General features: G+C 71.5%; 20 protein-coding genes. 8 read left to right on the plus strand and 12 right to left on the minus strand.

Translation table 11 applies throughout. The annotated features are described in order from the left end of the window. Window positions 1-39 precede the first annotated feature (39 nt). The 4 genes from AB0L37_RS05240 to AB0L37_RS05255 all read right to left on the minus strand — a co-directional run bounded on the left by AB0L37_RS05240 (window position 40) and on the right by AB0L37_RS05255 (window position 4,294). Window positions 40-1,215: a thiolase domain-containing protein gene (locus AB0L37_RS05240; protein ID WP_365500350.1), complete on the minus strand. Its 1,176-nt coding sequence runs from the start codon at window positions 1,213-1,215 to the stop codon at window positions 40-42. Further along, window positions 1,215-2,285 (minus strand): thiolase domain-containing protein, encoded by a 1,071-nt coding sequence (locus AB0L37_RS05245; RefSeq protein ID WP_365500353.1) that lies wholly within the window; start codon window positions 2,283-2,285, stop codon window positions 1,215-1,217. The genes AB0L37_RS05240 and AB0L37_RS05245 overlap by 1 nt, the downstream gene beginning before the upstream one ends. Then, a complete protein-coding gene (locus AB0L37_RS05250; RefSeq protein WP_365500356.1) occupies window positions 2,286-3,251 on the minus strand; it encodes an OB-fold domain-containing protein in 966 nt (321 codons plus the stop codon). A gap of 242 nt (window positions 3,252-3,493) precedes the next feature. After that, window positions 3,494-4,294, minus strand: coding sequence for a crotonase/enoyl-CoA hydratase family protein (locus AB0L37_RS05255; RefSeq protein WP_365500359.1), 801 nt, complete (start codon window positions 4,292-4,294; stop codon window positions 3,494-3,496). A 184-nt stretch (window positions 4,295-4,478) separates the two neighbouring features. Between AB0L37_RS05255 and AB0L37_RS05260 the strand changes: the two genes are divergently transcribed. Continuing rightward, window positions 4,479-6,101 (plus strand): acyl-CoA synthetase, encoded by a 1,623-nt coding sequence (locus AB0L37_RS05260; protein WP_365500362.1) that lies wholly within the window; start codon window positions 4,479-4,481, stop codon window positions 6,099-6,101. A gap of 41 nt (window positions 6,102-6,142) precedes the next feature. Here AB0L37_RS05260 and AB0L37_RS05265 read toward each other — a convergent pair whose 3' ends face one another. Beyond that, window positions 6,143-7,105 carry an LLM class flavin-dependent oxidoreductase gene (locus AB0L37_RS05265; RefSeq protein ID WP_365500365.1) on the minus strand — a complete coding sequence of 321 codons (963 nt, stop codon included), beginning with the start codon at window positions 7,103-7,105 and terminating at the stop codon, window positions 6,143-6,145. Between the two features lie 114 nt (window positions 7,106-7,219). On the opposite strand from AB0L37_RS05265, the gene AB0L37_RS05270 reads away from it, so the two are divergent. Then, window positions 7,220-7,666: a MarR family winged helix-turn-helix transcriptional regulator gene (locus tag AB0L37_RS05270; RefSeq protein ID WP_365500368.1), complete on the plus strand. Its 447-nt coding sequence runs from the start codon at window positions 7,220-7,222 to the stop codon at window positions 7,664-7,666. On the opposite strand, the gene AB0L37_RS05275 is transcribed toward AB0L37_RS05270, so the two are convergent. Then, complete coding sequence (locus tag AB0L37_RS05275) at window positions 7,650-8,426, minus strand: methyltransferase domain-containing protein (protein WP_365500371.1); 777 nt, start codon at window positions 8,424-8,426, stop codon at window positions 7,650-7,652. The two genes, AB0L37_RS05270 and AB0L37_RS05275, sit on opposite strands and share 17 nt — an antisense overlap. Window positions 8,427-8,480: 54 nt before the next feature. On the opposite strand from AB0L37_RS05275, the gene AB0L37_RS05280 reads away from it, so the two are divergent. Further along, a complete protein-coding gene (locus tag AB0L37_RS05280) occupies window positions 8,481-9,320 on the plus strand; it encodes a GNAT family N-acetyltransferase (protein ID WP_365500374.1) in 840 nt (279 codons plus the stop codon). Here AB0L37_RS05280 and AB0L37_RS05285 read toward each other — a convergent pair. Further along, window positions 9,254-10,102: an alpha/beta hydrolase gene (locus AB0L37_RS05285; protein WP_365500377.1), complete on the minus strand. Its 849-nt coding sequence runs from the start codon at window positions 10,100-10,102 to the stop codon at window positions 9,254-9,256. The genes AB0L37_RS05280 and AB0L37_RS05285 overlap by 67 nt on opposite strands. Window positions 10,103-10,249: 147 nt before the next feature. On the opposite strand from AB0L37_RS05285, the gene paaK reads away from it, so the two are divergent. Then, window positions 10,250-11,557 carry a phenylacetate--CoA ligase PaaK gene (gene paaK / locus AB0L37_RS05290; RefSeq protein WP_365500380.1) on the plus strand — a complete coding sequence of 436 codons (1,308 nt, stop codon included), beginning with the start codon at window positions 10,250-10,252 and terminating at the stop codon, window positions 11,555-11,557. On the opposite strand, the gene AB0L37_RS05295 is transcribed toward paaK, so the two are convergent. Together AB0L37_RS05295 and AB0L37_RS05300 are read right to left on the minus strand one after the other, a co-directional pair. Further along, complete coding sequence (locus tag AB0L37_RS05295; protein ID WP_365500383.1) at window positions 11,517-12,023, minus strand: hypothetical protein; 507 nt, start codon at window positions 12,021-12,023, stop codon at window positions 11,517-11,519. The genes paaK and AB0L37_RS05295 overlap by 41 nt on opposite strands. After that, a complete protein-coding gene (locus tag AB0L37_RS05300) occupies window positions 12,020-13,558 on the minus strand; it encodes a fatty acyl-CoA synthetase (RefSeq protein ID WP_365500386.1) in 1,539 nt (512 codons plus the stop codon). Before AB0L37_RS05300 ends, AB0L37_RS05295 begins: the two co-directional genes overlap by 4 nt. A 118-nt stretch (window positions 13,559-13,676) precedes the next feature. Here AB0L37_RS05300 and AB0L37_RS05305 point away from each other — a divergent pair, with 118 nt between their 5' ends. After that, entirely contained in the window at window positions 13,677-16,091 is a 2,415-nt protein-coding gene (locus tag AB0L37_RS05305; RefSeq protein WP_365500389.1) for a penicillin acylase family protein, read from the plus strand. A 57-nt stretch (window positions 16,092-16,148) separates the two neighbouring features. Here the strand turns inward: AB0L37_RS05305 and AB0L37_RS05310 are convergent, their stop codons facing one another. After that, a complete protein-coding gene (locus tag AB0L37_RS05310) occupies window positions 16,149-17,699 on the minus strand; it encodes an acyl-CoA synthetase (RefSeq protein ID WP_365500392.1) in 1,551 nt (516 codons plus the stop codon). 238 nt (window positions 17,700-17,937) lie between these two features. Continuing rightward, window positions 17,938-19,038 carry a nitronate monooxygenase family protein gene (locus AB0L37_RS05315; protein WP_365500395.1) on the minus strand — a complete coding sequence of 367 codons (1,101 nt, stop codon included), beginning with the start codon at window positions 19,036-19,038 and terminating at the stop codon, window positions 17,938-17,940. A 167-nt stretch (window positions 19,039-19,205) separates the two neighbouring features. Between AB0L37_RS05315 and AB0L37_RS05320 the strand changes: the two genes are divergently transcribed. After that, window positions 19,206-20,993, plus strand: a complete 1,788-nt coding sequence (locus AB0L37_RS05320) for a serine hydrolase (RefSeq protein WP_365500398.1) — start codon at window positions 19,206-19,208, stop codon at window positions 20,991-20,993. Between the two features lie 193 nt (window positions 20,994-21,186). Further along, on the plus strand, window positions 21,187-21,918 hold the full coding sequence (locus tag AB0L37_RS05325; protein ID WP_365500603.1) for a DUF3152 domain-containing protein: 732 nt from the start codon (window positions 21,187-21,189) through the stop codon (window positions 21,916-21,918). Window positions 21,919-22,223: 305 nt separating this feature from the next. Here the strand turns inward: AB0L37_RS05325 and AB0L37_RS05330 are convergent, their stop codons facing one another. Further along, window positions 22,224-23,276, minus strand: coding sequence for a LacI family DNA-binding transcriptional regulator (locus tag AB0L37_RS05330; protein WP_365500401.1), 1,053 nt, complete (start codon window positions 23,274-23,276; stop codon window positions 22,224-22,226). A gap of 282 nt (window positions 23,277-23,558) precedes the next feature. Between AB0L37_RS05330 and AB0L37_RS05335 the strand changes: the two genes are divergently transcribed. Next, window positions 23,559-24,830 carry an extracellular solute-binding protein gene (locus AB0L37_RS05335; protein ID WP_365500404.1) on the plus strand — a complete coding sequence of 424 codons (1,272 nt, stop codon included), beginning with the start codon at window positions 23,559-23,561 and terminating at the stop codon, window positions 24,828-24,830. Window positions 24,831-24,838: the final 8 nt, after the last annotated feature.

Raw genomic sequence — 24,838 nt, forward strand, 5'->3', positions numbered from 1 at the left:
CCCGCACAGGCCACGAAGGTGGCGATCGACCCGCTCAGGTCAACGCGTGGGCGGTTCGGCGCCGACGAGCCACATGGAGAAGAACTGCGAGCCGCCGCCGTAGGCGTGCCCGAGCACCTTCCGTGCCCCGTCCACCTGGTGCTCCCCTGCCTGACCGCGGACCTGGAGGGCGGCCTCGGCGAAGCGGATCATGCCGGAGGCGCCGATGGGGTTGGTGGACAGGACACCGCCCGACATGTTGACGGGGAGGTCGCCGTCGAGTTCGGTGACACCGGACTCGGTGAGTTTCCAGCCCTCGCCCTCGGCGGCGAAGCCGAGGTTCTCCAGCCACATGGGCTCGTACCAGGAGAACGGCACGTACATCTCGACGGCGTCGATCTCGCGCCGCGGGTCGGCGATCCCGGCCTGCCGGTAGACGTCGGCGGCGCAGTCCTTCCCGGCTTGCGGGGACACGAAGTCCTTGCCCGCGAAGAGCGTCGGCTCGCTGCGCATGGCGCCGCCGAGCATCCAGGCAGGGGGTTTCGGTGAACGGGCGGCGCCCGCCCGGTCGGTGAGGATCATGGCGCAGGCGCCGTCGGACGAGGGGCAGGTCTCGGAGTAGCGGATGGGGTCCCAGAGCATCGGGGACGCCTGCACCTTCTCCAGCGTGATGTCGTGCTCGTGGAGATGCGCGTACGGGTTCTTCAGGGCGTTGCGCCGGTCCTTGTACGCGACGAGGGAGCCGACCGTGTCGGGTGCGCCGGTCCGCCGCATGTAGGCGCGCACGTGCGGGGCGAAGAAGCCGCCGGCTCCGGCGAGCAGCGGCTGCTGGAAGGGGATGGGGAGCGACAGGCCCCACATCGCGTTGGATTCCGACTGCTTTTCGAAGGCGAGGGTGAGGACCGTGCCGTGGACGCGGCCCGCGATCAGGTTCGTGGCGACGAGCGCGGTGGAGCCGCCGACGGAGCCGGCGGTGTGGACGCGGAGCATGGGTTTGCCGACGGCGCCGAGCGCGTCGGCGAGGTACAGCTCCGGCATCATGACGCCCTCGAAGAAGTCGGGCGCCTTGCCGATGACGACGGCGTCGATGTCGGCCCAGGTCAACTCGGCGTCTTCCAGGGCGTGTTGGGCGGCCTCGCGGACGAGTCCCGCGATGGAGACGTCGCGGCGGGCGGCGACGTGCTTGGTCTGACCGATGCCGACGACGGCTACGGGTTCCTTGGCTGACGCAGCCATCACTGGCCCTCCCCTGCTGAGTCTTCGAGTACGGCGACCAGGTTCTGCTGGAGGCACGGCCCGGAGGTGGCGTGCGCGAGCGCCCTGCGGGACTCCCCCCGGTGGATGCGGGCGGCGGCCTCGCCGATGCGGATGAGCCCGGCGGCCATGACGGGGTTGGCGGCGAGCGCGCCGCCGGACGGGTTGACGGTCACGTCGTCGCCGAGCCGCAGCGCCTTCCTGAGCACGACCTCCTGCGACGTGAACGGGGCATGCAACTCGGCGGTGTCCACGGGCCGTTCGAAGGCACCGGCATTCTCGGCGGCCAGTCGTGCGGACGGGGAGTCGGTGAGATCGCGCACCCCGAGGCTGTGCGCCTCGATGCGATGGTCGATGCCGCGGATCCAGGCGGGCCGCTCGCACAGCTCGCGGGCACGGTCGCCCGCGGCGAGGATCACGGCGGCGGCCCCGTCGCCGATCGGCGGGCAGTCGCCGGTGCGCAGCGGATTTACGACGTAATCGCCGTGAGCCACATCAGGGCCGCGCAGTTGGGCGTGGGGATTGGTCGCGGCGGACTGCCTGCTGCGGGCGGCGACCCCGGCGAGGGCCGGTTCGTCGGTCTCGCCCGCGTCGATGAGCGCCTGCGCCTGGAGCGCCGCGAGGGCGACGGAGTCGGGCCACAGCGGGGCGACGTAGTACGGGTCGAGCTGCCGGGTGAGCACGTCGCGGACGCTGCCGGGCGACGACTTCCCGTACGCGTAGACGAGCGCGGTGTCGGCCTCGCCGGTGAGCAGCTTGGTCCACGCCTCGTACAGCGCCCAGGCGCCGTCCATCTCGACGTGCGACTCGGAGATCGGCGGCCAGGCACCCACCCCGTCGAGCGCCATGGTGAACGAGAAGGCGCGCCCCGCGAGATAGTCGCTCGACCCCGAGCAGGTGAACCCGATGTCGCTGGTCTTCAGCCCGGTCGCGTCGAGCACCTCGTGCAGCACGGGCATCAGCATCTCCACCTCCGACTGTTCGTCGGTGGTGCGCCGGTGGTCGGTCTGCCCGAAGGCGACCACGGCGATGTCCCGGATCGGCGGCCGCATTCAGATCAGCTCCTTGTACGCGTCGTAGTCGGCGTCGGGTTCGCCGGTCGGCCGGTAGTGGTCCGGGTAGCGCCCGCCCTCGCTCCACACGGGTTCGACGCGCAGGCCCATCCGCACCTGGTCGTACGGGATGCCGGCGATCCGCCCGTGCAGCGCGAGGTCGGCGCCGTCGAGCGCGATGTGGGCGTAGACGTAGGGCAGTTCGATGTCGAGGTTCTTCGCCTTGACGTTGACGATGCAGTACGTGGTGACGGTGCCGGCCGGGCCGACCTCGACCTGGTCGGTCGTGGCGACGCCGCAGGTGGGGCAGGCGCCGCGGGGCGGGACGTAGACCTTGTGGCAGGAGGGGCAGCGTTCGCCGACGGTGCGGTGCTCGGCGAGGGCGTTGATGTAGCGGCTCTGGGCCTTGCCGGGACCATAGGTGTAGTCGAGGCGGGCGTGGGCGACGATGCCGGTGACGGCGTCCTCGAACTCGCCGCTGTGCGGAGCCGGTTGGGCATCCTGCGGGGCGCTGTCGTCCGGTTCGAAGCAGGCGATGTCGGTGATGGCGCCGGTGCGCTCGGCGGCCCAGCGGACACGGACGCGCTGCCCGGTGCGCACGGCCTCCGGCCCGGGGGCGTCGAGGGCGTGCAGGAGGGCGGTGTCGGCGCCGTCGAGCTTGACGAGGACCCAGGCGAACGGGGTGTCCAGGGGCTGTCCGCGGCGCGGCTGCGGGTTCCAGGCCCAGGTGGTGACGGTGCCGGCCGTCCCGACTTCCACCAGGTCGCGTATCTCGTCGGCGGTGACGGGGTCGTACTCGACCGGGGGGACGAGGACCTTGCCGTCGGACGTGCGTACGCCGAGGACCGTGCGGTCGCGCAGGCCGCTGAGGAAGGCGGACTGGACGGGGCCCAGGGAGCGGGTGAAGGGGAACTCCACGATCAGTGGGGCGCGGAGTACCTCCGGCGGTTGCGGGGTGCTTGTCATCGGGGCTCCTTCTTGGTGCGGGTGGGGTGAGGTGTCGTCGCCGGGCGGGTCCGGTGGGGGCTGGTCGCGCCCCGCGGCGGAGCCGCTCATGACACAGCCCCGTGCCCCTGAGATGCGCACTTCGTGCGCCATCTCACGGGGCGCGTTTCATCGGGGAAATGCGACGCGAAGCGTCTGCATTTCGGGGGCGCGGGGAACTGCGCGGCCGGCCACGACGGCGCCGCAGCCGGCAACGAACGCCGTCACTCGCGGCGAAAAACCGCCGGACGCCGCTCAGCAAATGCCCGCGCCCCCTCCTTCGCATCGGCGGTGTCGAAGATCGGCCACCCCCGCTTCAGCTCGGCGGCGAGTCCGTCCGGCTCGGTCATCTCGGCGGTCTCGTAGACGGACGCCTTGACCGCCTCGACCGCCAGCGGCCCGCACGCGTTGATCTGTTCGGCGATCTCCAGCGCGGCGGCGAGTGCCGTGCCGTCGGGGACGACGCGGCCCACGAGTCCGATGGCCGCCGCCTCGGCCGCCGGGTAGGGGCGGCCGGTGAGCAGCATCTCCAGGGCGTGGGTGCGCGGGATCTGACGCGGCAGCCGTACGGTCGAGCCGCCGATCGGGAAGAGGCCGCGCCTGACCTCGTACAGGCCGAACGTGGCCGACTCCCCCGCCACCCGGATGTCCGTGCCCTGGAGGATCTCCGTGCCGCCGGCCACGCAGTGGCCCTCGACCGCGGCGATCACGGGCTTGCGCGGCCGGTGGTGGCGCAGCATCGCCTTCCAGTGCAGGTCGGGGTCGGCCTTCAGGCGGTCGCGGTACTGCTCCCCCGCCATGCCCTTGCCCGCAAGGGCCTTGAGGTCCATGCCGGCGCAGAACGTCCCGCCGGCGCCGGTGAGCACGATCGAGCGGATCCCGTCGTCGGCGTCCGCCTCCAGCCATCCGTCGTGGAGGCCGACGAGCATCGGCAGGGACAGCGCGTTCTTGGATTCGGGCCTGTTGAGCGTGAGCACGAGCGTCGCGCCCTCGCGCCGTACGTCGAGATGTTCGGTCCCACCCATGGCGGTCCTCCAGTCAGCACGAGCCTCAAGACCCTCAGGACGAGAACAGGTTGCAGGAGGGGACCGGCCAGTTCAAGAGTTTTCTGACAGACAGTCAGATTTCTCGTGCGGGGCCCCTTCCGCCTTGTTGCACCGTCTGCTCTGATGACGGCCACACGAGATGCGGCCTGGGTCAGGAGGAGCGGTGGAGTACAACCTTGCCGACCTGTTCGAGTCGGTCGTCGACGTGGTCCCGGACCGCGAGGCGCTCGTCCACATCGACCACCCGGGCACGGGTGCGGAGCGCCGGCTGACGTACGCGGAGCTGGACGCGGCGGCCAACCGCATCGCGCACCACCTGGTCGACAGCGGGATCCGGCCCGGCGAGCATCTGGGCCTGCACCTCTACAACGGCATCGAGTACCTCCAGACGGTACTCGGCTGCCTCAAGGCGCGGGTCGTCCCGGTCAACGTCAACTACCGGTACGTGGAAGAGGAGTTGGTCTATCTCTACCGGGACGCCGATCTGGCGGCCCTGGTCTTCGACGCGGAGTTCACCGAGCGCGTGGCGGCGGCGCTGCCGCGGACGGAGAAGCTGCGGCATCTGGTGCGGGTGGGGACCCCGGCGCCGGATGCGCCGCCGCTCAAGGCAGTGGACTTCACGGAGGCGGAGGCCGCCGGGTCGCCGGGTCGCGGGTTCGCCGCGCGGTCGGCGGACGACCAGTTCATCATCTACACCGGCGGCACGACCGGCATGCCCAAGGGTGTGATGTGGCGTCAGGAGGACCTGTTCTTCTCGGGGTTGGGTGGCGGCGCGCCGACGGGCGAACCGGTGTCGCGGCCGGAGGAGCTGGCGGAGCGGGTGGCCGCGGGCGGCGACGGCATCACCTTCTTCCCCACTCCCCCGCTGATGCACGGCACGTCCACCCTCACGGCCTTCATCGGCTTCAACTTCGGCCAACGCATCGTCATCCACCGCAAGTTCGTCCCCGAGGAGGTGCTGCGCACCATCGAGAAGGAGAAGGTGACGAGCATGTCGCTGGTGGGCGACGCGATGCTGCGCCCGCTGATCGACGCCCTGAGCGGACCGCTCAAGGGCACGGACTGCTCGTCGATGTTCAGCGTCTCGTCCTCGGGCGCGATCATGTCGGACACGGTGCGCGCACAGTTCCAGGCGCTGGTCCCGAACGTGATGCTCCTGAACAACTTCGGCTCGTCCGAGTCCGGCTTCAACGGCACGGCGACCGACGACTCGGGCGCGGGTCAGGGATTCCGCCTGCGGGTCAACTCCCGTACCCAGGTGGTGGATCCGGCGACGTACGAGCCGGTCGCCGTCGGCGAGGTCGGCCGGATCGCACAGCGCGGGCACGTCCCGCTCGGCTACTACAACGACCCGAAGAAGACCGCCGAGACGTTCTTCCAGAAGGGCGACGAGCGCTGGGTGCTGCTCGGCGACATGGCGACGGTCGACGCGGACGGCATCGTGACGGTGCTCGGGCGCGGCTCGCAGTGCATCAACACCGGTGGCGAGAAGGTCTATCCCGAAGAGGTCGAGCAGGCGCTGAAGTCCCACCCGGACGTCTACGACGCACTCGTCGCCGGGGTGCCGGACGAGAAGTGGGGCAACCACGTGGCGGCGGTGGTCCAACTCCGCGACGGTGCGGCCCCTTTGGACCTTCCGACGATCCAGAAGCACTGCCGCTCCCATCTCGCCGGGTACAAGATCCCGCGCCAGCTGGTCGTGACGGACCGCATCCAGCGGTCGCCGAGCGGCAAGGCGGACTACCGGTGGGCCCGGGCGGTGGCGGCGGAGTCGGCGGGCGCATAGCGGCGACGAAGCGTCCGGCCCCGGCGCCGCGCCCTGCCCGCTCAGCCGACCGGAAGAGCGAGTTCGGCGCACACGGGGTCGATGACCTGCTCGGCGATCCACGACGCCACCCCCGCCGGGTACGGGCGGGGCAGCCCGAGGACGACATGGGTGACGCCGGTCGCCACGAGTTCCGCGACCAGGGCCCGGGTCGCGGCCGGGTCGTCGTAGGAGGCCGTCAGCTGCGCCGAACGGACGATCTCCCCTGGGTCGCGGCCGAGTTCGGCGCAGAGTTCGTCGAGGCGGGCGCCGCGTTCGGCGACGCAGGAGATCGGACGGTGCGGCGGCCCGGGGATGTTCCAGAGGTCGGCGTGGGCGGCGACCAGGCGCAGCACCCGGTCGCCCCAGCCGCCGACGAGCAGCGGCGGGCCGGGACGCTGCACCGGCTTGGGTTCGTTGCGGGTGCCTTTGAGGGTGTAGTGGCGGCCCTCGTGGTCGAAGACGTCCTCGGTCCACATGCGCCGCAGGATGGTGAGCGTCTCGGCGAGCCGCTCCACACCCTCGCCGGGCGATACGAGGTCGAGGCCGTACGCCGCGTACTCCTCGGCCGCAGGATTGGGTCCCGGGACTCCGCCGGCGCCGGGCCGCTGCACGGTGCCGCCGACGCCGATACCCATGACGAGGCGGCCGCCGGAGATGACGTCGACGGTGGTGGCGGTCTTGCCGAGCACGGCCGGGTGGCGGGCCCGGTTTCCGGTCACGAGCACGCCGAGCCGCAGCCGGCTCGTGCGGGCCGCGAGCGCGGACAACAGGGTCCAGCTCTCGTACGTGGCCCCACTCTTGGGGCCGACGAGCGGCAGGAAGTGGTCCCACAACCAGGCGTCGGTGATCTGCGGGACACGGTCGGCCTCCTGCCACACCCGCAGGATCTCGTCGTACGAGACGTGCATGGGCGGGGTCTTGATGCCGAAGGTGACGGGCGTGGCGCGAGTGGCCGGGGTCTGCGGTGCCGGGTGCTGCTTCATCAGGTCCTCCCCTGGTCCTGCCGGGCACGGACAGGCAATATCGTCAGCGTAGCTGATGATTATGGCCACTGACCATCAGTCCTGACCATCGTCAGTCGTGGGTACAGTGGCGGTATGTCCGGACAGCAGCATCAGAGCCCCGACGTCCTCTCCACGCGCCTCGGGTATCTCCTCAAGCACGCGCAGGCCCGTCTCGCACGGGACGTGGCCGAGGCGTTGCGGCCGTTCGGCATCGACGGACACACGTTGGCAGTGCTCGTGGTCATCGCCGCCGAAGACCCCTTGTCCCAGGCCGAGTTGGCCGGGCGGATCGGCGTGGACCGTACGACGATGGTGGCGCTCGTCGACCGGCTGGAGGACACCGGGCTGGTGGAGCGGCGGCGCAGCGCGGAGGACCGGCGCAAGAACGTCGTCGCGCTCACCGCCACGGGACGGGACCGGCTGCGCCGGGCGGAACGGGCCCGCGCGCGGGCGGAGAAGGCCTTCCTCGCACCGCTCGGCGACGGCGAGGCCGAGGCGTTGACGGCCGCGCTGCGCCGGCTCGTCAGCGGCGAGCGGTGAGCACCGGCTGGTAGAAGCCGCTCTCCTCGGGTGAGTGCCAGGTGACGTCGGTGAAGCCGGCCCGGGTCACCAAGTCCGTCAACTGCCGTGCGGTCAGCGCCCAGTAGGTGGTGCGGCGTTCACGGACCCGCCAGTCGGCGCCGTCCGGGCCGTCGGGGACGAGCTGGAAGTGGCGCAGGTCGTAGCGTTCGCCGTCGTCGTGCCAGTGCCAGAGCTGGAAGGTGATCGCGGTGGCGCCGTCGGGGGCCGTCGAGGTCTGGGGCGGGGTGGAGGCCGGGCGGGTGCGGCGCAGGGCGTCGTAGTCGCGGACCGTGAGGATCAGCAGGCCGTCGGCGCGCAGGACCCGGCGCATGCCGGTGAGTGCCGTGTGCACGTCGGCCTCGGTCAGCAGGTGCGGCAGGGAGTTGTCGGCGCACACCACCGCGTCGAAGGCCGCCGGGGCGAAGGGCAGGGCGCGCAGATCCCCGGCCGTCGCCGGGAGGCGCACTCCGCGCGCCGCGGCCTCCGCCGTGGCGCGGGCGGCGGCGACCGGACTCAGATCGCTGCCGGTGACGTCGTGGCCGCGCCGGGCGAGGCCGATCGCCTGGGTGCCGATGCCGCAGGCGCAGTCGAGGACGCGGCGCCGGGCCGGGCCGAGCAGGGCGTCGAGCGCCCGGGCCTGGCGGTCCATGCTCGCGTCCCAGTCGGCGAAGATCCGGTGGTAGTCGGGCGCCAGCTCGTCGTAGAACCGCCGCACCGAGGTAGCTGTCGCGTCGGGCATGGACCGCACCCTAATCCGGTTGCCGCTGCTCCGCGCCGGTGCTGAAGTGACCGAATGGATCACGACAAGGTGCTGGCCCTTTACGACCGGCAGATGCGGCGCGAGGCGCGGCCCGACGAGCCGGGGGCGCGGGTCGAGCGGGTCGGCGGTGTCGTACGGCAGGTCGGTCCCGTGGGCGGGTGGGTGCTGTGGTCGGACCTCGACGAGGAGAACGCCGACGCGGTCATCGCCGAACAGGCGCGGTTCTTCGGCGCGTCGGGGCTCGAAGTGGAGTGGAAGACGTACGGCCACGACCGGCCCGCCGACCTCCCCGCGCGCCTGATCGCTGCCGGGTTCGTCGCCGAGGAGACGGAGACGCTGCTCGTGGCGGACGCGGCCGGGCTCGCGGTCGATGTCGCGCCGCCGGACGGGATCCGGCTGCTGCCGGTGACCGACGAGGACCACATCAAGCTGGTCGAGGAGGTGCACGACCGGGCCTTCGACGGCGGCCGCACCTCGATCGGGCATCAGCTGCGCCGGCAGCTCGCGCACGATCCGGCGACCGTGCCCGCCGTCGTGGCCCTGCACGGCGACGAACCGGTCAGCGCCGCCCGCCTCGAACTGCACCCGGGCACGGACTTCGCGAGCCTGTGGGGCGGGGGCACGGTGCCCGAGTGGCGCGGCCGCGGGATCTACCGCTCGCTCGTCGCGTTCCGGGTGGAGATCGCCGTCGCGCACGTATTCTCGTACGTACATGTCGACGCGTCGTCGTACAGCAGGCCGATCCTGGAGCGGCTCGGGTTCGTGGCGCTCGGAACGACGACGCCGTACGTGCTTCAGGCGCCCGGTCAGGACGTCGCGAGGAACTCCTCGACGCTCGACACGAAGAACGCGGGGTCGTCGAGCCAGGGGTAGTGCGCGGCGCCGGGCTGGACGACGACTCGGCCGCGCGGGTAGGACGCGGCGGCGCGGTGCACGAGCGCGGGGTCCGGGTTGCCGTCGAGGGCGCCGGCGATCAGGAGGACGGGCGCGTCGAGGTGGGCGAGGGCGGCGCGGGTCGCGGGCGGGTCGAAGGCGGCGGCGTCGCCGTACCGCGCCCCGGCCGCGTCGTCGGTCTGGGCGTCGGTGAGCGCGGCGTGGGCCCGGGCCCGCTCGTCCCAGCGGCCGTAGAAGAACGCGTCGTAGAGGTACTGCCCGTCGTCCGGGTCGTCGTCCCCGGCGAGGAGCTGCTCGTACGAGGCGTAGGCCGCCGCGAACCACGGCTCGTCGCCCCGCAGCCGCGCCGCCGCGAGCCGCTCGCCGACCGTCGGCCTGATCCCCAGCGCCCACTGCGCGGACGTCACCAGGACGAGCCGAGCGAGGCGGTGCGGGTGGCGGGCCGCGTACAGGGCGGCGAGGTTGCAGCCCGCCGAGTGGGCGAGGACGTCCATGCGCTCCAGGCCGAGGTGGACGCGGAGCGCCTCCACGTCGGCGACCTGCCGGTCGCAGCGGTACGTCGCCGGGTCGGCCGGGGCCGCCGACTGTCCCGTACCGCGCAGGTCGAGGAGGTACAGCGTGCGGTGAGCGGTGAGCCCGCCCAGGTCCTCGAGGTACTCCGAGGCCCGCATCGGACCGCCCGGAACGCAGACCAGGGGCGGGCCCGAACCCCGTACATGACAGGCGAGTCCGGTGCCGTCCGGGGCGGTGAACGTGAACATGGCGTGATCATCACAGGCGTACGACGCCGGCGGCAACGTGTTTGCGGCTTCGCCGACCAGGTGTGCCGCATGTCTTGACGTCGGCGGGCCCGCCTTGAATTACTGACGGCAGCAGGTCAACCGAATGATCGGTCGGGAGTGCAGTCGATGGCGGATGTGAAGGACTGGCAGGACGCGGGCGAGCGGCTCGGGGTCACGGAGCTGCGGGAGCTTCAGCTGGAGCGGCTGCGGGCGACGCTGCACCGGGTGTACGAGCGGGTGCCGCATTACCGCGACGCGTTCGACAAGGCGGGCGTGCGCCCCGACGACTGCGCGACGCTCGCGGACCTGGCCCGCTTCCCCTTCACGACCAAGGCGGACCTGCGCGAGAACTACCCCTTCGGGCTGTTCGCCGTGGACAAGTCCCAGGTGCGGCGGCTGCACGCCTCCAGCGGCACGACCGGTCTGCCCACGGTGGTCGGCTACACCGAGGCCGATCTGTCGATGTGGGCGGACATGGTGGCGCGGGCGATCCGCGCGGCGGGCGGGCGGCCCGGCGACACCGTCCATGTCGCGTACGGGTACGGCCTGTTCACGGGCGGCCTCGGCGCGCACTACGGCGCGGAGCGGCTCGGTTGCACGGTCGTCCCCGCGTCCGGCGGCATGACCGCGCGGCAGGTCCGGCTCATCGTCGACCTGAAGCCCGAGATCATCATGGTGACGCCCTCGTACATGCTGACGCTCCTCGACGAGTTCGAGCGCCAGGGCGTGGACCCGCGCACCACGTCCCTGAAGGTGGGCATCTTCGGCGCGGAGCCGTGGACCCAGGAGATGCGGCGCGAGATCGAGGAGCGGGCGGGCATCGACGCCGTCGACATCTACGGCCTGTCGGAGGTCGTCGGCCCCGGTGTCGCGCAGGAATGCGTGGAGACCAAGGACGGCCTGCACATCTGGGAGGACCACTTCTACCCGGAGGTCGTCGACCCGATCACCGGCGAGGTGCTGCCCGAGGGCGAACACGGCGAGCTGGTCTTCACCTCGCTCACCAAAGAGGCGATGCCGATCATCCGGTACCGCACAAGAGACCTGACGCGCCTCCTGCCGGGCACGGCGCGCCCCGGGTTCCGCCGCATGGAGAAGATCACCGGCCGCAGCGACGACATGGTCATCCTGCGCGGGGTGAACCTCTTCCCCACCCAGGTCGAGGAGATCGTCCTGAGCACCCCCGGCGTCGCCCCGCACTTCCAGCTCCGCCTCACCCGCGAGGGCCGCATGGACGCCCTGACGATCCGCGCGGAGGCCCGACCGGACGCGACCCCGACGGACCGCGAAGCCGCGGCGCGCGCCATCGCGGCGGGGATGAAGGACGGGGTCGGGGTGACGGTGGACGTGGAGGTCGTGGACCCGGAGACGCTTGAGCGGTCGGTGGGAAAGATCAAGCGGATCGTGGATCTGCGGGATCCGCGGAAGGGCTGAGCGCCGCCGGTGCGGTGGTGTCGTACCAGGACGGCGTGCGATCACACACCTCGTAGCCGGTGAGCCCGAGAGGGATCAAACGCGGCACGAGAGCGCCCAGGTACCAGGACATGTCAGTGAAGTGAAAGGCGTCGTCGATGCTGCGCCGGTTGATGGTGGGAGCAAAGGAACATTCGGTCCGCCCGGGGCTCAGCAGAAGCTGCCCGCCGGTTTCGGCAAGCGCGTGATAGACGCACAGCCCCACGTCGTACGCGTCGGCCTGCGAGCTGTCGAGCAGGGCGACGACCTCGTCCCCACGGTCGCGTGTCGCCCACTGCCAGTCGAAGAGGCCGTCACTGTTCACGACGTACGAGACGCCCATCGGCTCCTGCTCCGACCAGCCGCCCTCCGCGAGGGCCTTCAACAGCCCCCGCACGGTGTTCGCTTGGCTGAACGAGAAGTCGATGGCCGCTGTCCGCGATGTCACGGAGTTTCCTCTCCCCCTGAGCCCTCGCCGGCGAAGCGATCCCGCAGTTCCCGCTTCAGGATCTTCCCGCTCGCGTTGCGCGGCAGCTCGTCCACGAACAGGATGCGCTTCGGCGCCTTGAAGTGGGCGAGGTTCTCGCGGGCGTGGGTGAGGAGTTCGGGTTCGGTGACCTCGGCTGCACGGACGACGACGGCCGTGACCGCCTCGATCCAGCGTTCGTCCGGCAGGCCGATCACGGCGGTCTCGGCGACGGCCGGGTGGGTGTAGAGGGCGTCCTCGACCTGGCGTGATGCGACCAGTACGCCGCCGGAGTTGATGACGTCCTTCACGCGGTCGACGACGGTGAAGTAGCCCTCGGCGTCGCGCACGGCGAGGTCGCCCGACCTGAACCAGCCGTCGCGGAAGGCCTGTCCGGTCTCCTCCGGCTTGTCCCAGTAGCCGTCGCAGAGCTGGGGTGAGCGGTAGACGACCTCGCCCGGGGTGCCGTCCGGCACGTCCTTGCCGTCCTCGTCGACGACCTTCGCCTCGACGAAGAGGACGGGCCGCCCGCAGGAGTCCATGCGGCCGTCGTGCTCGTCGGGTCCGAGGACGGTGGCGAGCGGGCCGATCTCGCTCTGCCCGAAGCAGTTGTAGAAGGCGAGGCCGGGTAGGCGTGCGCGCAGCCGCTCCAGGACGGGCACCGGCATGATCGACGCGCCGTAGTACGCCTTGCGCAGCCCGCCGAGGTCGCGCGCGGCGAACTCCGGGTGCTGGGACAGGCCGATCCACACGGTCGGCGGCGCGAAGAGGCTGTCCGCCTCGCCCGCCTCCACCAGGTCGAAGATCCGGACGGCGTCGGGCGCGTCCAGGATCGTGCTGGTGGCGCCGACGGCGAGGTAGGGCAGCAGGAAGACGTGCATCTGCGCCGAGTGGTACAGCGGCAGCGAGTGGACGGGGCGGTCCGTCTCCTTGAGGTCGAGCGCGTGGATGGCGCTGACGTATTCGTGGACGAGCGCCCGGTGCGACATCCGGGCGCCCTTGGGCAGGGCGGTCGTGCCGGAGGTGTAGAGGAGTTGCACCAGGTCGTCGGAGGCCGGCTCCGGACCGTCGTACGGGACCGCCGCGTCGAGGAGCGCGAGCAGCGAGTCGTCCGCGTCGCGCAGCGCCAGGGTGCGCATGCCCTCGGGCAGGCGTCCGGCGAGGTCAGGGTCGGTGAGCACGAGCTCGCTGCCGGACTGGCCCACGATGTAGGCGAGGTCGTCACCGGTCAGGTTCTGGTTGACGGGGACGTGCACGAGGCCCGCGCGGGAGCAGGCGAGGAAGCCGATGAGGTACGCGTCGGAGTTGTGTCCGTAGGCGCCGACGCGGTCGCCGGGCGCGAGGCCCTGGGCGCGCAGGACGCCGGCCGCGCGCGAGACGGCGGCGTCGAGTTCCTCGTACGTCCATGAGCGCGCCCCGTAGCGGACGGCGACGCGCGCGGGGGTGCGGCGGGCGCTGCGCCGCAGCACTCCGTCGACGGTGCTGCCTGCCGCTCCTGCTGCCTGTGACGTCGTCATGGCGTGATCCTGTGCGGTGGCGGACGCCAGGTCAAGACGTGTGCCGCCAACCCCTCGGCACCTGACATACCGCTTGGTACGCTCAACCGCCCCTGTTCGCACAGCAGTTGGGAGAACGATGCGTACCCGCCCGAGACAATGGCGCCTCGCGGCCGTCGGAATCGCCCTGTCGGCCACGGTGACCAGCACCTCGATGCTGCCGTCGGTGGCCGCCGAGCGGTCGCACGGCCCGCACGGCGCCGGCCTGTCGGCGACCATCCGCTACACCGAGTACGGCATTCCGCACATCGTGGCCAAGGACTACGCGAACCTCGGCTTCGGCACCGGCTGGGCGCAGGCCGCCGACCAGGTGTGCACGCTCGCCGACGGGTTCGTGACCGTACGGGGTGAGCGGTCGCGCTGGTTCGGGGCGGACGGCGCGCCCGACGGATCGCTGTCGTCGGCCACCAAGAACCTCTCCAGCGACCTGTACTTCCGGGGCGTGCGCGAGACCCGCACCGTCGAGAAGCTGCTCGCCACGCCCGCTCCGGCGGGGCCGAGCCGGCACGCGAAGGACGCGATGCGCGGCTGGGCCGCCGGGTACAACGCGTGGCTGAAGCAGAACCCGATCACCGACCCGGCGTGCAAGGGCGCCGGCTGGGTGAAGCCGGTCACGGCGCTGGACGTGGCGGCGCGCGGCTTCGCCATCTCGGTGCTCGGCGGGCAGGGGCGCGGCGTGGACGGCATCACGGCCGCGCAGCCGCCGACCGCGGGAGCGGCGGCGCCGAGCCCGGCCGACAAGCGCGAAGTCGCCGACGCCGCGCGCGAGTTGTTCGCGCAGGACGACTCCGCCATGGGGTCCAACGCCGTGGCGTTCAGCGGCGCGACGACGGCGAACGGGCGCGGGCTGCTGCTCGGCAATCCGCACTATCCGTGGCAGGGCGGCCGCCGCTTCTGGCAGTCGCAGCAGACGATCCCCGGTGAACTGAACGTCATGGGCGGGTCGTTGCTCGGTACCACCGGCATCTCCATCGGGCACAACGCGCACATCGCGTGGAGCCACACCGTCGCGACGGGCGTCACCCTCAACCTGCACCAGCTCACCCTCGACCCGTCGGATCCGACGGCGTACCTGGTGGACGGCGAGCGGGAGCGGATGACGAAGCGGACGGTGACGGTGCCCGTGAAGGGCGGCGCCGACGTGACCCGGACGCAGTGGTGGACGCGGTACGGGCCGGTCGTCACCTCGCTCGGCGCGCAGTTGCCGCTGCCCTGGACGGCGTCGACGGCGTACGCGCTCAACGATCCGAACGCGGTCAACCTCCGCGCCTCCGACACGGCGCTCGGGTTCAGCAAGGCGCGCTCGACGGACGACATCCTGACGGCGTTGCGCCGCACGCAGGGCATTCCGTGGGTGAACACGATCGCGGCGGACTCCGCGGGTCATTCGCTGTTCACGCAGTCGCAGGTCCTGCCGCGGATCACCGACGATCTGGCGGCGCGCTGCTCGACGGCGCTCGGCAAGGTCACGTATCCGGCGTCGGGTGTCGCGATCCTGGACGGTTCGCGCGGTGACTGTGCGCTCGGTGCGGACAAGGACGCGGTGCAGCCGGGCATCTTCGGCCCGTCGAGGATGCCGGTCCTCAAGGACGCCCCGTACGCGGAGAATTCGAACGACAGCGCCTGGCTGGCCAACGCCGACCGTCCGTTGACGGGGTACGAGCGGGTCTTCGGGACGGTGGGCACGCCGCGGTCGATGCGGACGCGCGGCGCGATCGAGGACGTCGCGGCGATGGCGGGCAAGGGCTCGCTGACCGTGGCCGATCTGCAGAAACAGCAGTTCGCGGACCGGGCTCCGGCCGGTGACCTGGCGGCGGCGGACGCGGCGAAGGCGTGCGCGGCGCTGCCCGGCGGTACGGCAACGGGCAGTGACGGCACGGCAGTTGACATGTCGGGTGCGTGTGCCGCACTGGCCGCGTGGGACCGGCGGATGGACACCGGCAGCCGGGGCGCTCTCCTCTTCGACCGGTTCTGGCGCAAGGTGACGGCCGCGGTGGCGCCGGCGGCGCTGTGGAAGGTGCCCTTCGACCCGGCCGACCCGGTCCGTACGCCGCGCACGCTCGACACGGCGAACCCCGCCTTCGCGACGGCGCTCGCCGACGCGGTGGCCGAACTGCGGGGCGCGAAGATCCCGTTGGACGCGAAGCTGGGCGAGCACCAGTTCGTCGTGCGCGGCGGTCAGCGGATCCCGGTGCACGGCGGCACGGAGGCGCTCGGCGTCTGGAACAAGGTCGAGCCGGTGTGGAACGCCGCGGGCGGTGGGTACACGGAGGTCGCGCACGGGTCGAGCTACATCCAGGCGGTCGGCTGGGACGGCGGGCGCTGCCCGGTGGCGCGCACGCTGCTCACGTACTCCCAGTCGTCGAACCCGAACTCGGCACACTCCGGCGACCAGACGCACCTGTTCTCGCAGAAGAAGTGGGTGACGGAGCGCTTCTGCGAGCAGGACATCCTGAGGTCGCCCGCGCTGAAGGTGGTGCGGGTGCGCGACTGACCCGCCGCGGAACTCAGCCGGCCGGGTCCTCCCCGGCCGGCTGACAGCGAGGGGCGATCACACCACCCGGGTGCGCCCCTCCCAGTACGGGTCGCGCAGGCGCCGCTTGTAGAGCTTGCCGTTCGGGTCGCGGGGCATCGTCTCGATGAAGTCGACGCTCTTGGGCCGCTTGTACCCCGCGAGGCGCGTCGCGCAGTGGTCGAGGATCTCGGCGGCCAGCGCGTCACCGGCCTCGTGTCCCTCGGCGACCTCGACGACGGCCTTGACCTCCTCGCCCCAGTCGTCGTGCGGGATGCCGAAGGCCGCCGCGTCGGCGACGGCGGGGTGGGTCAGGAGCGCGGACTCGATCTCGGCGGGATAGATGTTGACCCCGCCCGAGATGATCATGTCGATCTTGCGGTCGCGCAGGAAGAGATAGCCGTCCTCGTCGATGAGTCCGAGGTCGCCGACCGTGAAGAAGTCGCCGATGCGGTTCTTCTTCGTCTTGCCCTCGTCCTTGTGGTACGAGAATCCGCCGGTGCTCATCTTCAGGTAGACGGTGCCGAGTTCACCGGCGGGCAGCCGGTTGCCGTCGTCGTCGAAGACGGCCAACTCGCTGATGGGCCAGGCCTTTCCGACGGTCCCCGGCTTCTTCAGCCAGTCCTCGGCGGTCGCGAACGCGCCGCCGCCCTCGCTCGCCGCGTAGTACTCCTCGACGCACGTCCCCCACCAGTCGATCATCGCCCGCTTCACATGGTCGGGGCAGGGCGCGGCGCCGTGGATGGCGTGCCGCATCGACGTCACGTCGTACCGGTCCTTCACGTCCTGCGGCAGCGCGAGCAGGCGGTGGAACTGGGTCGGCACCATGTGCGTGTGCGTGCACTTGTGGGTGTCGATGAGACGCAGCATCTCCTCGGGCGTCCACTTGTCCATCACGACGAGGGTGTGCCCGATGTGCAGGGACGCGCCCGCGAACTGGAGCACCGCCGTGTGGTAGAGCGGTGAGCAGACCAGGTGGACGTTGTCGTCGAACGGCTTGATACCGAAGATGCCGAGGAACCCGCCGAGGTAGGACTCCTCGGGGAGCTTGTCGAGCAGGGGGCGGCGGATGCCGCGCGGGCGGCCCGTCGTGCCGGACGTGTAGTTCATGACCCAGCCGAGGGTGCGCCCGCCGGGCGGCAACTCGCTCTGGCCGCCGAGGAGTTCGGCGTACGGACGGAAGGTGTCGACGGCGCCGACCGCGTACCGGTGGGTGGCAGGGAGCCTCGCCTCGTCGGCGGCGGCGCGGGCCTGCTCGGCGAACCGCTCGTGCGCGATCAGCACCTTGGCGCCGGAGTCGGAGACGATCCAGGCGATCTCCGGGCCTACGAGGTGGTGGTTGACCGGGACCAGGTAGAGACCGGCCTGCTGGGCGGCGAGGTAGGCCGTGAGGAACTCGACGCCGTTCGGGAGGACGACGGCGAACGCGTCGCCCGTCTCCAGGCCGGCGGCGCGCAGGCCGTGCACCATCTGGTTGGCGGCGGCGTGGAGTCGGCCCGCGGTCCATTCCTCGCCGTCGGGTGCGATCAGGACCGTGCGGTTCGGCTCCGCCGCGGCTTGGGCCCAGAAGCCGTTGGGGGGTGTGCTCATGGGGCGGCTCTCCTCCTGTGGGTCTGGTTCACTCGTCTGCCTTCTCCTGCCGGTGGGCGGGCGCGGGTTGTGCGTGGCTGGTCGCGCCCCGCGGCGGAGCCGCTGATGTCACAGCCCCGCGCCCCTGAAATGCCTGCGCTTCGCGCGCATTTCCCCGATGAAGGCTGAGCGGCGAAGCCGCTCGCCTTCAGGGGCGCGGGGAACTGCGCGACCACCCCCACTCACCCGCACCCGCAGCTCAGCGCCCCGCGATCCGGTTGATCCTGTCGATGGCCTGCTCGAAACCCCGGGTCAGGTCGTCGAAGACCGCCTGGACGCTGCGTTCCTCGTTCATGCGGCCCACGATCTGGCCGACCGGCGTGCCGAGCAGCGGTTCGACCTCGTACTTCTGGATACGGGAGACGGCCTCGGCGACGAGCAGGCCCTGAAGCGGCATCGGCAGCGTGCCGGGCCCCGCCGGGTCGTCCCACGCGTCCGTCCACTGCGTACGCAACTGCCGCGCCGGCTTCCCGGTCAGCGCGCGCGAGCGCACCGTGTCGCCGGAGCCCGCGGCGAGGAGCTTGCGGGTGAGGGCGGGCGAGTGCATGTCGGCCTCGGTCGTGGTCAGCCAGACCGAGCCGAGCCAGACACCCTGCGCGCCGAGCGCGAGCGCCGCCGCCACCTGCTGGCCGCTGCCGATCCCGCCGGCGGCGAGGACGGGCAGCGGGGCCACCGCCTCCACGGCCTCGGGGGTCAGCACCATGGAGGCGATCTCGCCGGTGTGGCCGCCGGCCTCGTACCCCTGGGCGACGACGATGTCGATGCCCGCGTCCGCGTGCTTGCGGGCGTGCCGGGCGCTGCCGGCCAGCGCGGCGACCAGGACGCCCTGGTCGTGGGCGCGGGCGATGACGTCGGCCGGGGGTGAGCCGAGCGCGTTGGCGAGGAGTTTGATCGGGTAGTCGAAGGCGACGTCGAGTTGGCCGCGGGCGACCTGTTCCATCCAGCCGGTGATGCGCCAGCCGGACGCCTCGCCCTCGGCGAGTTCGGGCACGCCGTGCTTGGCGAGGGTGTCCTGGACGAACTGCCGGTGGCCCTGCGGGATCATCGCCTCGACGTCGGCCTCCGTCACGCCCTCGACCTTCTTGGCGGGCATGACGACGTCGAGTCCGTACGGCTTGCCGTCGGCGTGCGCGTGCAGCCAGTCCAGGTCCCGTTTGAGTTCGTCGGGCGCCGTGTAGCGGACCGCGCCGAGCACGCCGAAGCCTCCGGCCCTGCTGATGGCGGCCGCCACCGCAGGGAACGGCGTGAAGCCGAAGATGGCGTGCTCGATCCCCAGTTTCTTGCTCAGCTCCGTCTGCATGGCCGCAGGATGCCGCAGTCAACCGGACGACGGAAGAGGTTTTCTGATGCATCGTCAGATTCTTCGGGCCGGGCCGCCCGGTACGGATGGTTGACACACCCCGCCGCTGACATGAAAGTTTCACCCGTTGAGCGAGATCCCGAAAGATACTTTCAGGAGGCCATTCCATGAGCGCAGCGGAAGCAGACAGAACGCGGCCCGGTCTCACCCGGCGCCAACTGGGCACCGCGGGCCTCGCGTTGGGCGGCGCGCTCGCCCTCGCCCCGTTCCCGGCGGGCCCCGCCTCGGCGGCACAGGAGGCTGCGCGGCCCACCCTGCGCCGCGGCTCCCCCGAACGCGCGGGCCTGCTGGCCGGGCATCTGCGCCAACTGGTCGTCGACGCCGAGAAGTTCCTCACCCCCTACCCCGGCGGCCCCAAGCACCCCTGGTACGCCGGGGCGGTGCTGCTCGCGGGCCGGGGCGGCACGGTGGCCCTGCACCAGCCGATCGGCAAGGCGGTGCGCTACTCCCACTACGACGACACGACGGACACGGGCGTCGAGTTCCCGGCGGACCAGCAGATCGACATGGCCGAGGACACCGTCTTCGACCTGGCCTCGGTGTCGAAGCTGTTCACGTCGATCCTCGCGGTGCAGGAGATCGAGCGCGGCGCGCTGGAGCTGGAAGCGAAGGTCGCCTCGTATCTGCCCGACTTCGCGGGCGGGGGCAAGCAGGACGTGACCATCCGTCAACTGCTCACCCACACCTCGGGGTTCCGGGCCTGGATCCCGCTGTACAAGGAGCCGACGCGGGCGGGCCAGATCGGGCTGATCTGGAAAGAGACGCTGCTCAATCCGCCCGGCACCAAGTACCTCTACTCCGACCTGAACCTCATCTCGCTCCAGCTCGTCCTGGAGGAGCTCACCGGAAAGACCCTGGACGTGCTGCTGCGCGAGCGGATCACGCGGCCGCTCGGCATGACCCGTACCCGCTACAACCCGCCCGCCTCCTGGAAGCCGAGGATCGCGGCCACGGAGGACGCCCGCGCCCCGTGGTCCGGGCTGGACCGTGGCCTGGTGTGGGGCGAGGTGCACGACGAGAACGCGTTCGGGCTCGGTGGCGTCGCAGGCCACGCCGGGGTCTTCTCGTGCGCCTGGGACCTGGCGATCCTCGGCCGGACGCTGCTCAACGGCGGTGTGTACGGCAAGGCCCGCATCCTCTCCGAGAAGTCCGTGGAGCTGATGTTCACAGACTTCAACACGGCGTTCCCCGGCGACGAGCACGGCCTCGGCTTCGAGCTCTACCAGCACTGGTACATGGGCGCGATGGCGACGCCGCGCACGGCGGGCCACACGGGCTTCACCGGCACCTCGCTCGTCCTCGACCCGACGACCGACTCGTTCCTGATCGTGCTGGGCAACTCCGTGCACCCCGTGCGTACATGGCGATCCGGCTCCGCTCCCCGGGTCGCCACCGCGAACGACATGGCGCGCGCCGTCCCCGTGCGCCCCGCGCACGGCCGCACCGCCTGGTTCTCCGGCATGGCGAGCGCCACGTCCGCGACGCTGAGCCTCCCCGACCTGCGCCTGGCCTCGCCCGAGGCGCGGCTGACCTGCTCCCTGTGGTGGGACACGGAGCCGCACTCCGACTTCCTGCACCTGGAGACCTCGACGGACGGCGGCACGAGCTGGGCGCCGCTGCCCTTCACGACGGGCCGCGACGACGCCCACCCCACGGGAGCGGTGGACGGCTACGCGGGCCGCACCTGGCACCGCCTCACCGCCGACCTCGGACCATTCAACGCCGCTTCCGTGCGCGTCCGTTGGCGCTACGCCACGGACCAGCTGTACGTCGGGCGCGGGGCCTACGTGGACGGCATCCGGGTCCTCGACGGGGACGACGTCGCCTTCGACGAGGCGCGGCCCGCCGACGCGTCCCGGATCGAGGCGACGGGCTGGACCGCCTCGGCGGACTGAGCCGGGACCGGACCGCGGGTGCGCGCCATCGCCTTGCGGCGCGCACCCGTCGGCCGGGCAGGACCGAGATGCCGGGGTGGTGCGGAACCGGTTCAGAGGACGTGGCAGGATCATGGTGTTCGCGATCCCAGGGGGGCCAGGGGTGAACCGAGGACGTCATGCCGCGCACCGTGCCGGAAGGGCACGAAGACGCCTGACACAGCTGCTGCTCGCGAGTGCCGCCATGGCCGCCGTTCTGGTCGCCGGCGGTGCCGCGTACGCGTACTGGAAACACACCAAGACGCTCGCCGTCACGACCTGCGTCCGGGCAGGGGGATCGCCGTCCGGGGCGGCGATCGGGGACGCGCCCGGAGTCCTGCCCGTCGTCGGCCCCGGCACGTTCACCGGGGCGCACGGGGACGGGGCACGGGCCGGCACGGGGAGCCGGCTGCGCCGCTATGCGGTACTGGCGGAGGACGGGATCGGCGTCCGCGCCGACACCGCCGCCCGCGAGATCGACGGGATTCTCGCCGGCCCGCGCGGCTGGAGCCACGACGGCACCGACTCCTTCCAGCGCACCTACGACGGCCCTCACGACTTCGTCGTCAAGATCGCCACCCCGCATACCGTGGACTGCCTGTGCGGCTCCGCGGGCCTGGACACCGGCGGCGAGGTCAACTGCCGGATCGGCCGGACCATCGTGGTCAATCTGCGGCGCTGGGTGGGCGGTTCCCCGCAGTTCGACGGGCCGATCGAGGAGTACCGGGCGCTCATCATCAACCATGAGGTGGGTCATCGCATCGGCCGCGGACACGAGGGCTGCCCGGGTGCGGGACGCCCGGCGCCGGTGATGATGCAGCAGATCAAGGGCCTGCACGGCTGCACCGCGAACGCCTGGCCCTACGACCGGGCCGGCAGCTACATCGGCGGGCCGCACGTCTCCTGACGGCCGGCGCCCGCCGGAACCCTTCCCCGCAGCCGCCCGCCCGTCAGCGCGGCACATCCCGGGATCCAGCCGAGGCCGAGCCCCGCCCTCGAAGACCTCGTCCACCCCCTGCACACCCCCTCGGGTCTGCTGGCCCTGCCCGCCGCCGCGCGTGCCCCCTGGATCGCCCTCGCCCCGACCGCCGGTGTACGGCTGTCCGCCGGGGCCGCCACCACCGTGTTTCTCGGCGTGCACCTCCAGGCCGAGGTCGCCCGGGGCCAGGAGCGAGCCTGAAAAGCCTCCGCCCGCGGATCAGGACCGGCGGATCAGCCCTCCCGCGGCGCCTTCGCCGTCGACTCCCGTACCACCAGGCGCGGCCGGATCAGCAGCGAGCGGCCCGCGCCTGAGGTCGTCTCGATGCGGGTGCGCAGTTGCTGGAAGGTCTCGGCGGCCATCTCGGGCAGCGGCTGGCGGACCGTGGTGAGCGGGGGCTCGAAGAGTTCGGCGAGCAGGATGTCGTCGAAGCCGACCACGGAGACCTCGCGGCCCGCGCTGACACCGGCGTCGCGGGCGCCCCGGCAGACCCCGATCGCGCACATGTCGTTGATGGCGACGAATCCGGTGGGCGGCCGGGGTGCCGCGAGGAGTTCGCGGGCGGCGGCACGGCCCAGTTCGGCGGACTCCTTGTCGCCGAACTCGCTGGTGGCGGCGCCGGGCCAGACGACCGCGGAGGCCGGGTCGACGCCCGCCTCCTCCAGCGCGGCACGGAAGCCGCGCAGGCGTTCGCGCCGGTTGACGCTGCTGACCGAGCCGGAGACGAACGCCAGCCTGCGGTGGCCGAGTTCGAGCAGGTGGCGGGTGGCGAGCTCGGCGCCCATCGCGTTGTCGACGCTGATGCTGGAGAGTGACGCCGGGTCGCCGGACTGGGCGGCCCGGTCGAACGCGACCATCTTCAGGCCGCGCTTGAGCAGCGGCGCGACGTGGTCGAGGGTGGGCAGCGAGGAGCACAGGACGACGCCGCTGACCCCGTCGGCGAGGAGTTCCTCGGCGTACTTGAGCTCGCGGGCCGGGTCGCGCTCACTGTTGCAGAGCAGGACGTGGTACCCCTCGGCGAGCGCCACGGCCTCCAACTCCCGTGCCAGGGACCCCCAGAAGGGGTTGGCGACGGACGGGACGATCAGGCCGATGACCTGGATCCGGCCGGTGCGCAGCATGCGGGCCGCGCGATTGGGCCGATAGCCGAGTGTCTCTATGACCTGCTCCACGCGGGCGAGGGTCGCCGGCTGCATGCGGTCCGTGCGTCCGTTGAGGACGTTGGAGACCGTGCTCGCCGACACCCCTGCCGCCTGGGCGACTTGATGGATCGTTACCCCGCTCAACGCCGTGCCACCTCCGGCTTGTCACGTCACTGTAAGCAGCAGTGTACCGATTTACTAGACGAGGATCACCGGTTCGGCGCGCTCACTTCTCCGTAACAGCCCGGAAAGATTCTTGTGCACAGGCGGTTGACGCCCCGTGAAAGCCGTTCCTAGCATCACTGCATCGATTTACCAGAGGCCGCCGAGCATCACCGGCGCGTTTACCGGCACGTTGCGGCACCGATTCACTGAATCGGTGCACCACTTGACCACCTTGCTTCCTCGCCTCTTAAGGGGTGTCCCATGGAACTCACGAGACGATCGCTGCTGGCCGCGCTGGGCGCGGGCACGGCAGCGGCGCTCACCGGCTGCGCCGCAGGAACCGACGCGGGCGGTTCGGCCGACGGTCCGGCCAAGGGGGAGATATCGCTGCTCACCCCCATCTACGAGGGGGCGGACGGCAAGCAGCTCCTGGAGGGGAAGATCCTTCCTGCGTTCCGGAAGAAGTACCCGGACGTGACGGTCAAGGTCGACTACACGACGTACACCCAGCTCAACGAGAAGATCACCACCGCCCTCGCCGGCGGTCTGCTCCCCGACGTGCTGATGCTCGGCGTCGGCTGGGTCCCGCCGTTCGCCGCCAAGAAGGTCCTCGCCGAGCTGCCCGAATCGCTCGCGGCCAAGTACGACTACGAGGACCGCGTCCTCGAACCCTCCCGCTACGACGGCAAGCTGTACGCCCTGCCCACCGTGATGGCCACCCGTCTCGTGGCGTACCGCAAGGACCACTTCGCGGCCGCCGGCATCAAGAAGCCCCCGGCGTCGCTCCCTGAACTGCGCGCGATGGCGAAGGAGTTGACCAAGGGCGACCGGATGGGCATGGACCCGTTCTCCATCGATCTGCGCCAGTGCTGGGAGACGTTCCTGTTCGCCAACGGCGGCTCGCTGTTCAGCGCCGACGGCAAGAAGCCCACGTTCACCGGGCAGCGCGGCGTCGAGGCGCTCCAGTTCTTCAAGGACCTGTCGGCGGACGGTTCGGCGGACTACGCGAAGAAGACCGAGGCCGACGCGGGCGCCGCGACCAACCTTCAGCTCGGCAAGGCGTCGATGATGATGACCGGCAGTGGCCTGTGGAAACAACTGGCCGAGCAGAGCCCCGAGTTGATCGAGAAGGATCTCGTCGGCGCGTTCGTGCTGCGCGGCCGCAGGCCCGCGATGCTGACCGGCGGCACCCTCGTGTGCCAGTCGGCGCGCAGTCGACACGCGGCGGCGGCCCAGGCGTTGGTCGCTCATCTCGCCGCCCCCGACAACGTCCTGGCGGCGGCGAAGCAGCGGGCCACGGTCCCCGGGATCACGGCGCTGCGCTCGTCCTCGTACGTGAAGGGCAACAAGCTGGTCGACTTCTCCGTGCGGAACCTGGGCAGCGCCTGCGCCGAGGGCGGCACGCCCGCCTGGATGGAGATCCGCGAGAAGATCAAGCCGACGCTGGAGCCGGCCGTCGTGGGCGGCAAGTCCGCGGCGTCCGCCATCGCCGAACTGGGCGAGCTGGCCGAGTCGGCCATCTCCCGGCTGTGAGGGGCGGC

Origin of the sequence: Streptomyces sp. NPDC052225 (assembly GCF_040679615.1) — a bacterium.
Classification (GTDB): domain Bacteria; phylum Actinomycetota; class Actinomycetes; order Streptomycetales; family Streptomycetaceae; genus Streptomyces.

Excerpts from the sequence above, each read along its gene's own strand:
- AB0L37_RS05240 (WP_365500350.1), bottom strand. The coding sequence starts at position 1,215 with ATGGCTGCGTCAGCCAAGGAACCCGTAGCCGTCGTCGGCATCGGTCAG.
- AB0L37_RS05245 (WP_365500353.1), bottom strand. The coding sequence starts at position 2,285 with ATGCGGCCGCCGATCCGGGACATCGCCGTGGTCGCCTTCGGGCAGACC.
- AB0L37_RS05250 (WP_365500356.1), bottom strand. The coding sequence starts at position 3,251 with ATGACAAGCACCCCGCAACCGCCGGAGGTACTCCGCGCCCCACTGATC.
- AB0L37_RS05255 (WP_365500359.1), bottom strand. The coding sequence starts at position 4,294 with ATGGGTGGGACCGAACATCTCGACGTACGGCGCGAGGGCGCGACGCTC.
- AB0L37_RS05265 (WP_365500365.1), bottom strand. The coding sequence starts at position 7,105 with ATGAAGCAGCACCCGGCACCGCAGACCCCGGCCACTCGCGCCACGCCC.
- AB0L37_RS05270 (WP_365500368.1), top strand. The coding sequence starts at position 7,220 with ATGTCCGGACAGCAGCATCAGAGCCCCGACGTCCTCTCCACGCGCCTC.
- AB0L37_RS05275 (WP_365500371.1), bottom strand. The coding sequence starts at position 8,426 with ATGCCCGACGCGACAGCTACCTCGGTGCGGCGGTTCTACGACGAGCTG.
- AB0L37_RS05280 (WP_365500374.1), top strand. The coding sequence starts at position 8,481 with ATGGATCACGACAAGGTGCTGGCCCTTTACGACCGGCAGATGCGGCGC.
- AB0L37_RS05285 (WP_365500377.1), bottom strand. The coding sequence starts at position 10,102 with ATGTTCACGTTCACCGCCCCGGACGGCACCGGACTCGCCTGTCATGTA.
- paaK (WP_365500380.1), top strand. The coding sequence starts at position 10,250 with ATGGCGGATGTGAAGGACTGGCAGGACGCGGGCGAGCGGCTCGGGGTC.
- AB0L37_RS05300 (WP_365500386.1), bottom strand. The coding sequence starts at position 13,558 with ATGACGACGTCACAGGCAGCAGGAGCGGCAGGCAGCACCGTCGACGGA.
- AB0L37_RS05305 (WP_365500389.1), top strand. The coding sequence starts at position 13,677 with ATGCGTACCCGCCCGAGACAATGGCGCCTCGCGGCCGTCGGAATCGCC.
- AB0L37_RS05310 (WP_365500392.1), bottom strand. The coding sequence starts at position 17,699 with ATGAGCACACCCCCCAACGGCTTCTGGGCCCAAGCCGCGGCGGAGCCG.
- AB0L37_RS05315 (WP_365500395.1), bottom strand. The coding sequence starts at position 19,038 with ATGCAGACGGAGCTGAGCAAGAAACTGGGGATCGAGCACGCCATCTTC.
- AB0L37_RS05320 (WP_365500398.1), top strand. The coding sequence starts at position 19,206 with ATGAGCGCAGCGGAAGCAGACAGAACGCGGCCCGGTCTCACCCGGCGC.
- AB0L37_RS05335 (WP_365500404.1), top strand. The coding sequence starts at position 23,559 with ATGGAACTCACGAGACGATCGCTGCTGGCCGCGCTGGGCGCGGGCACG.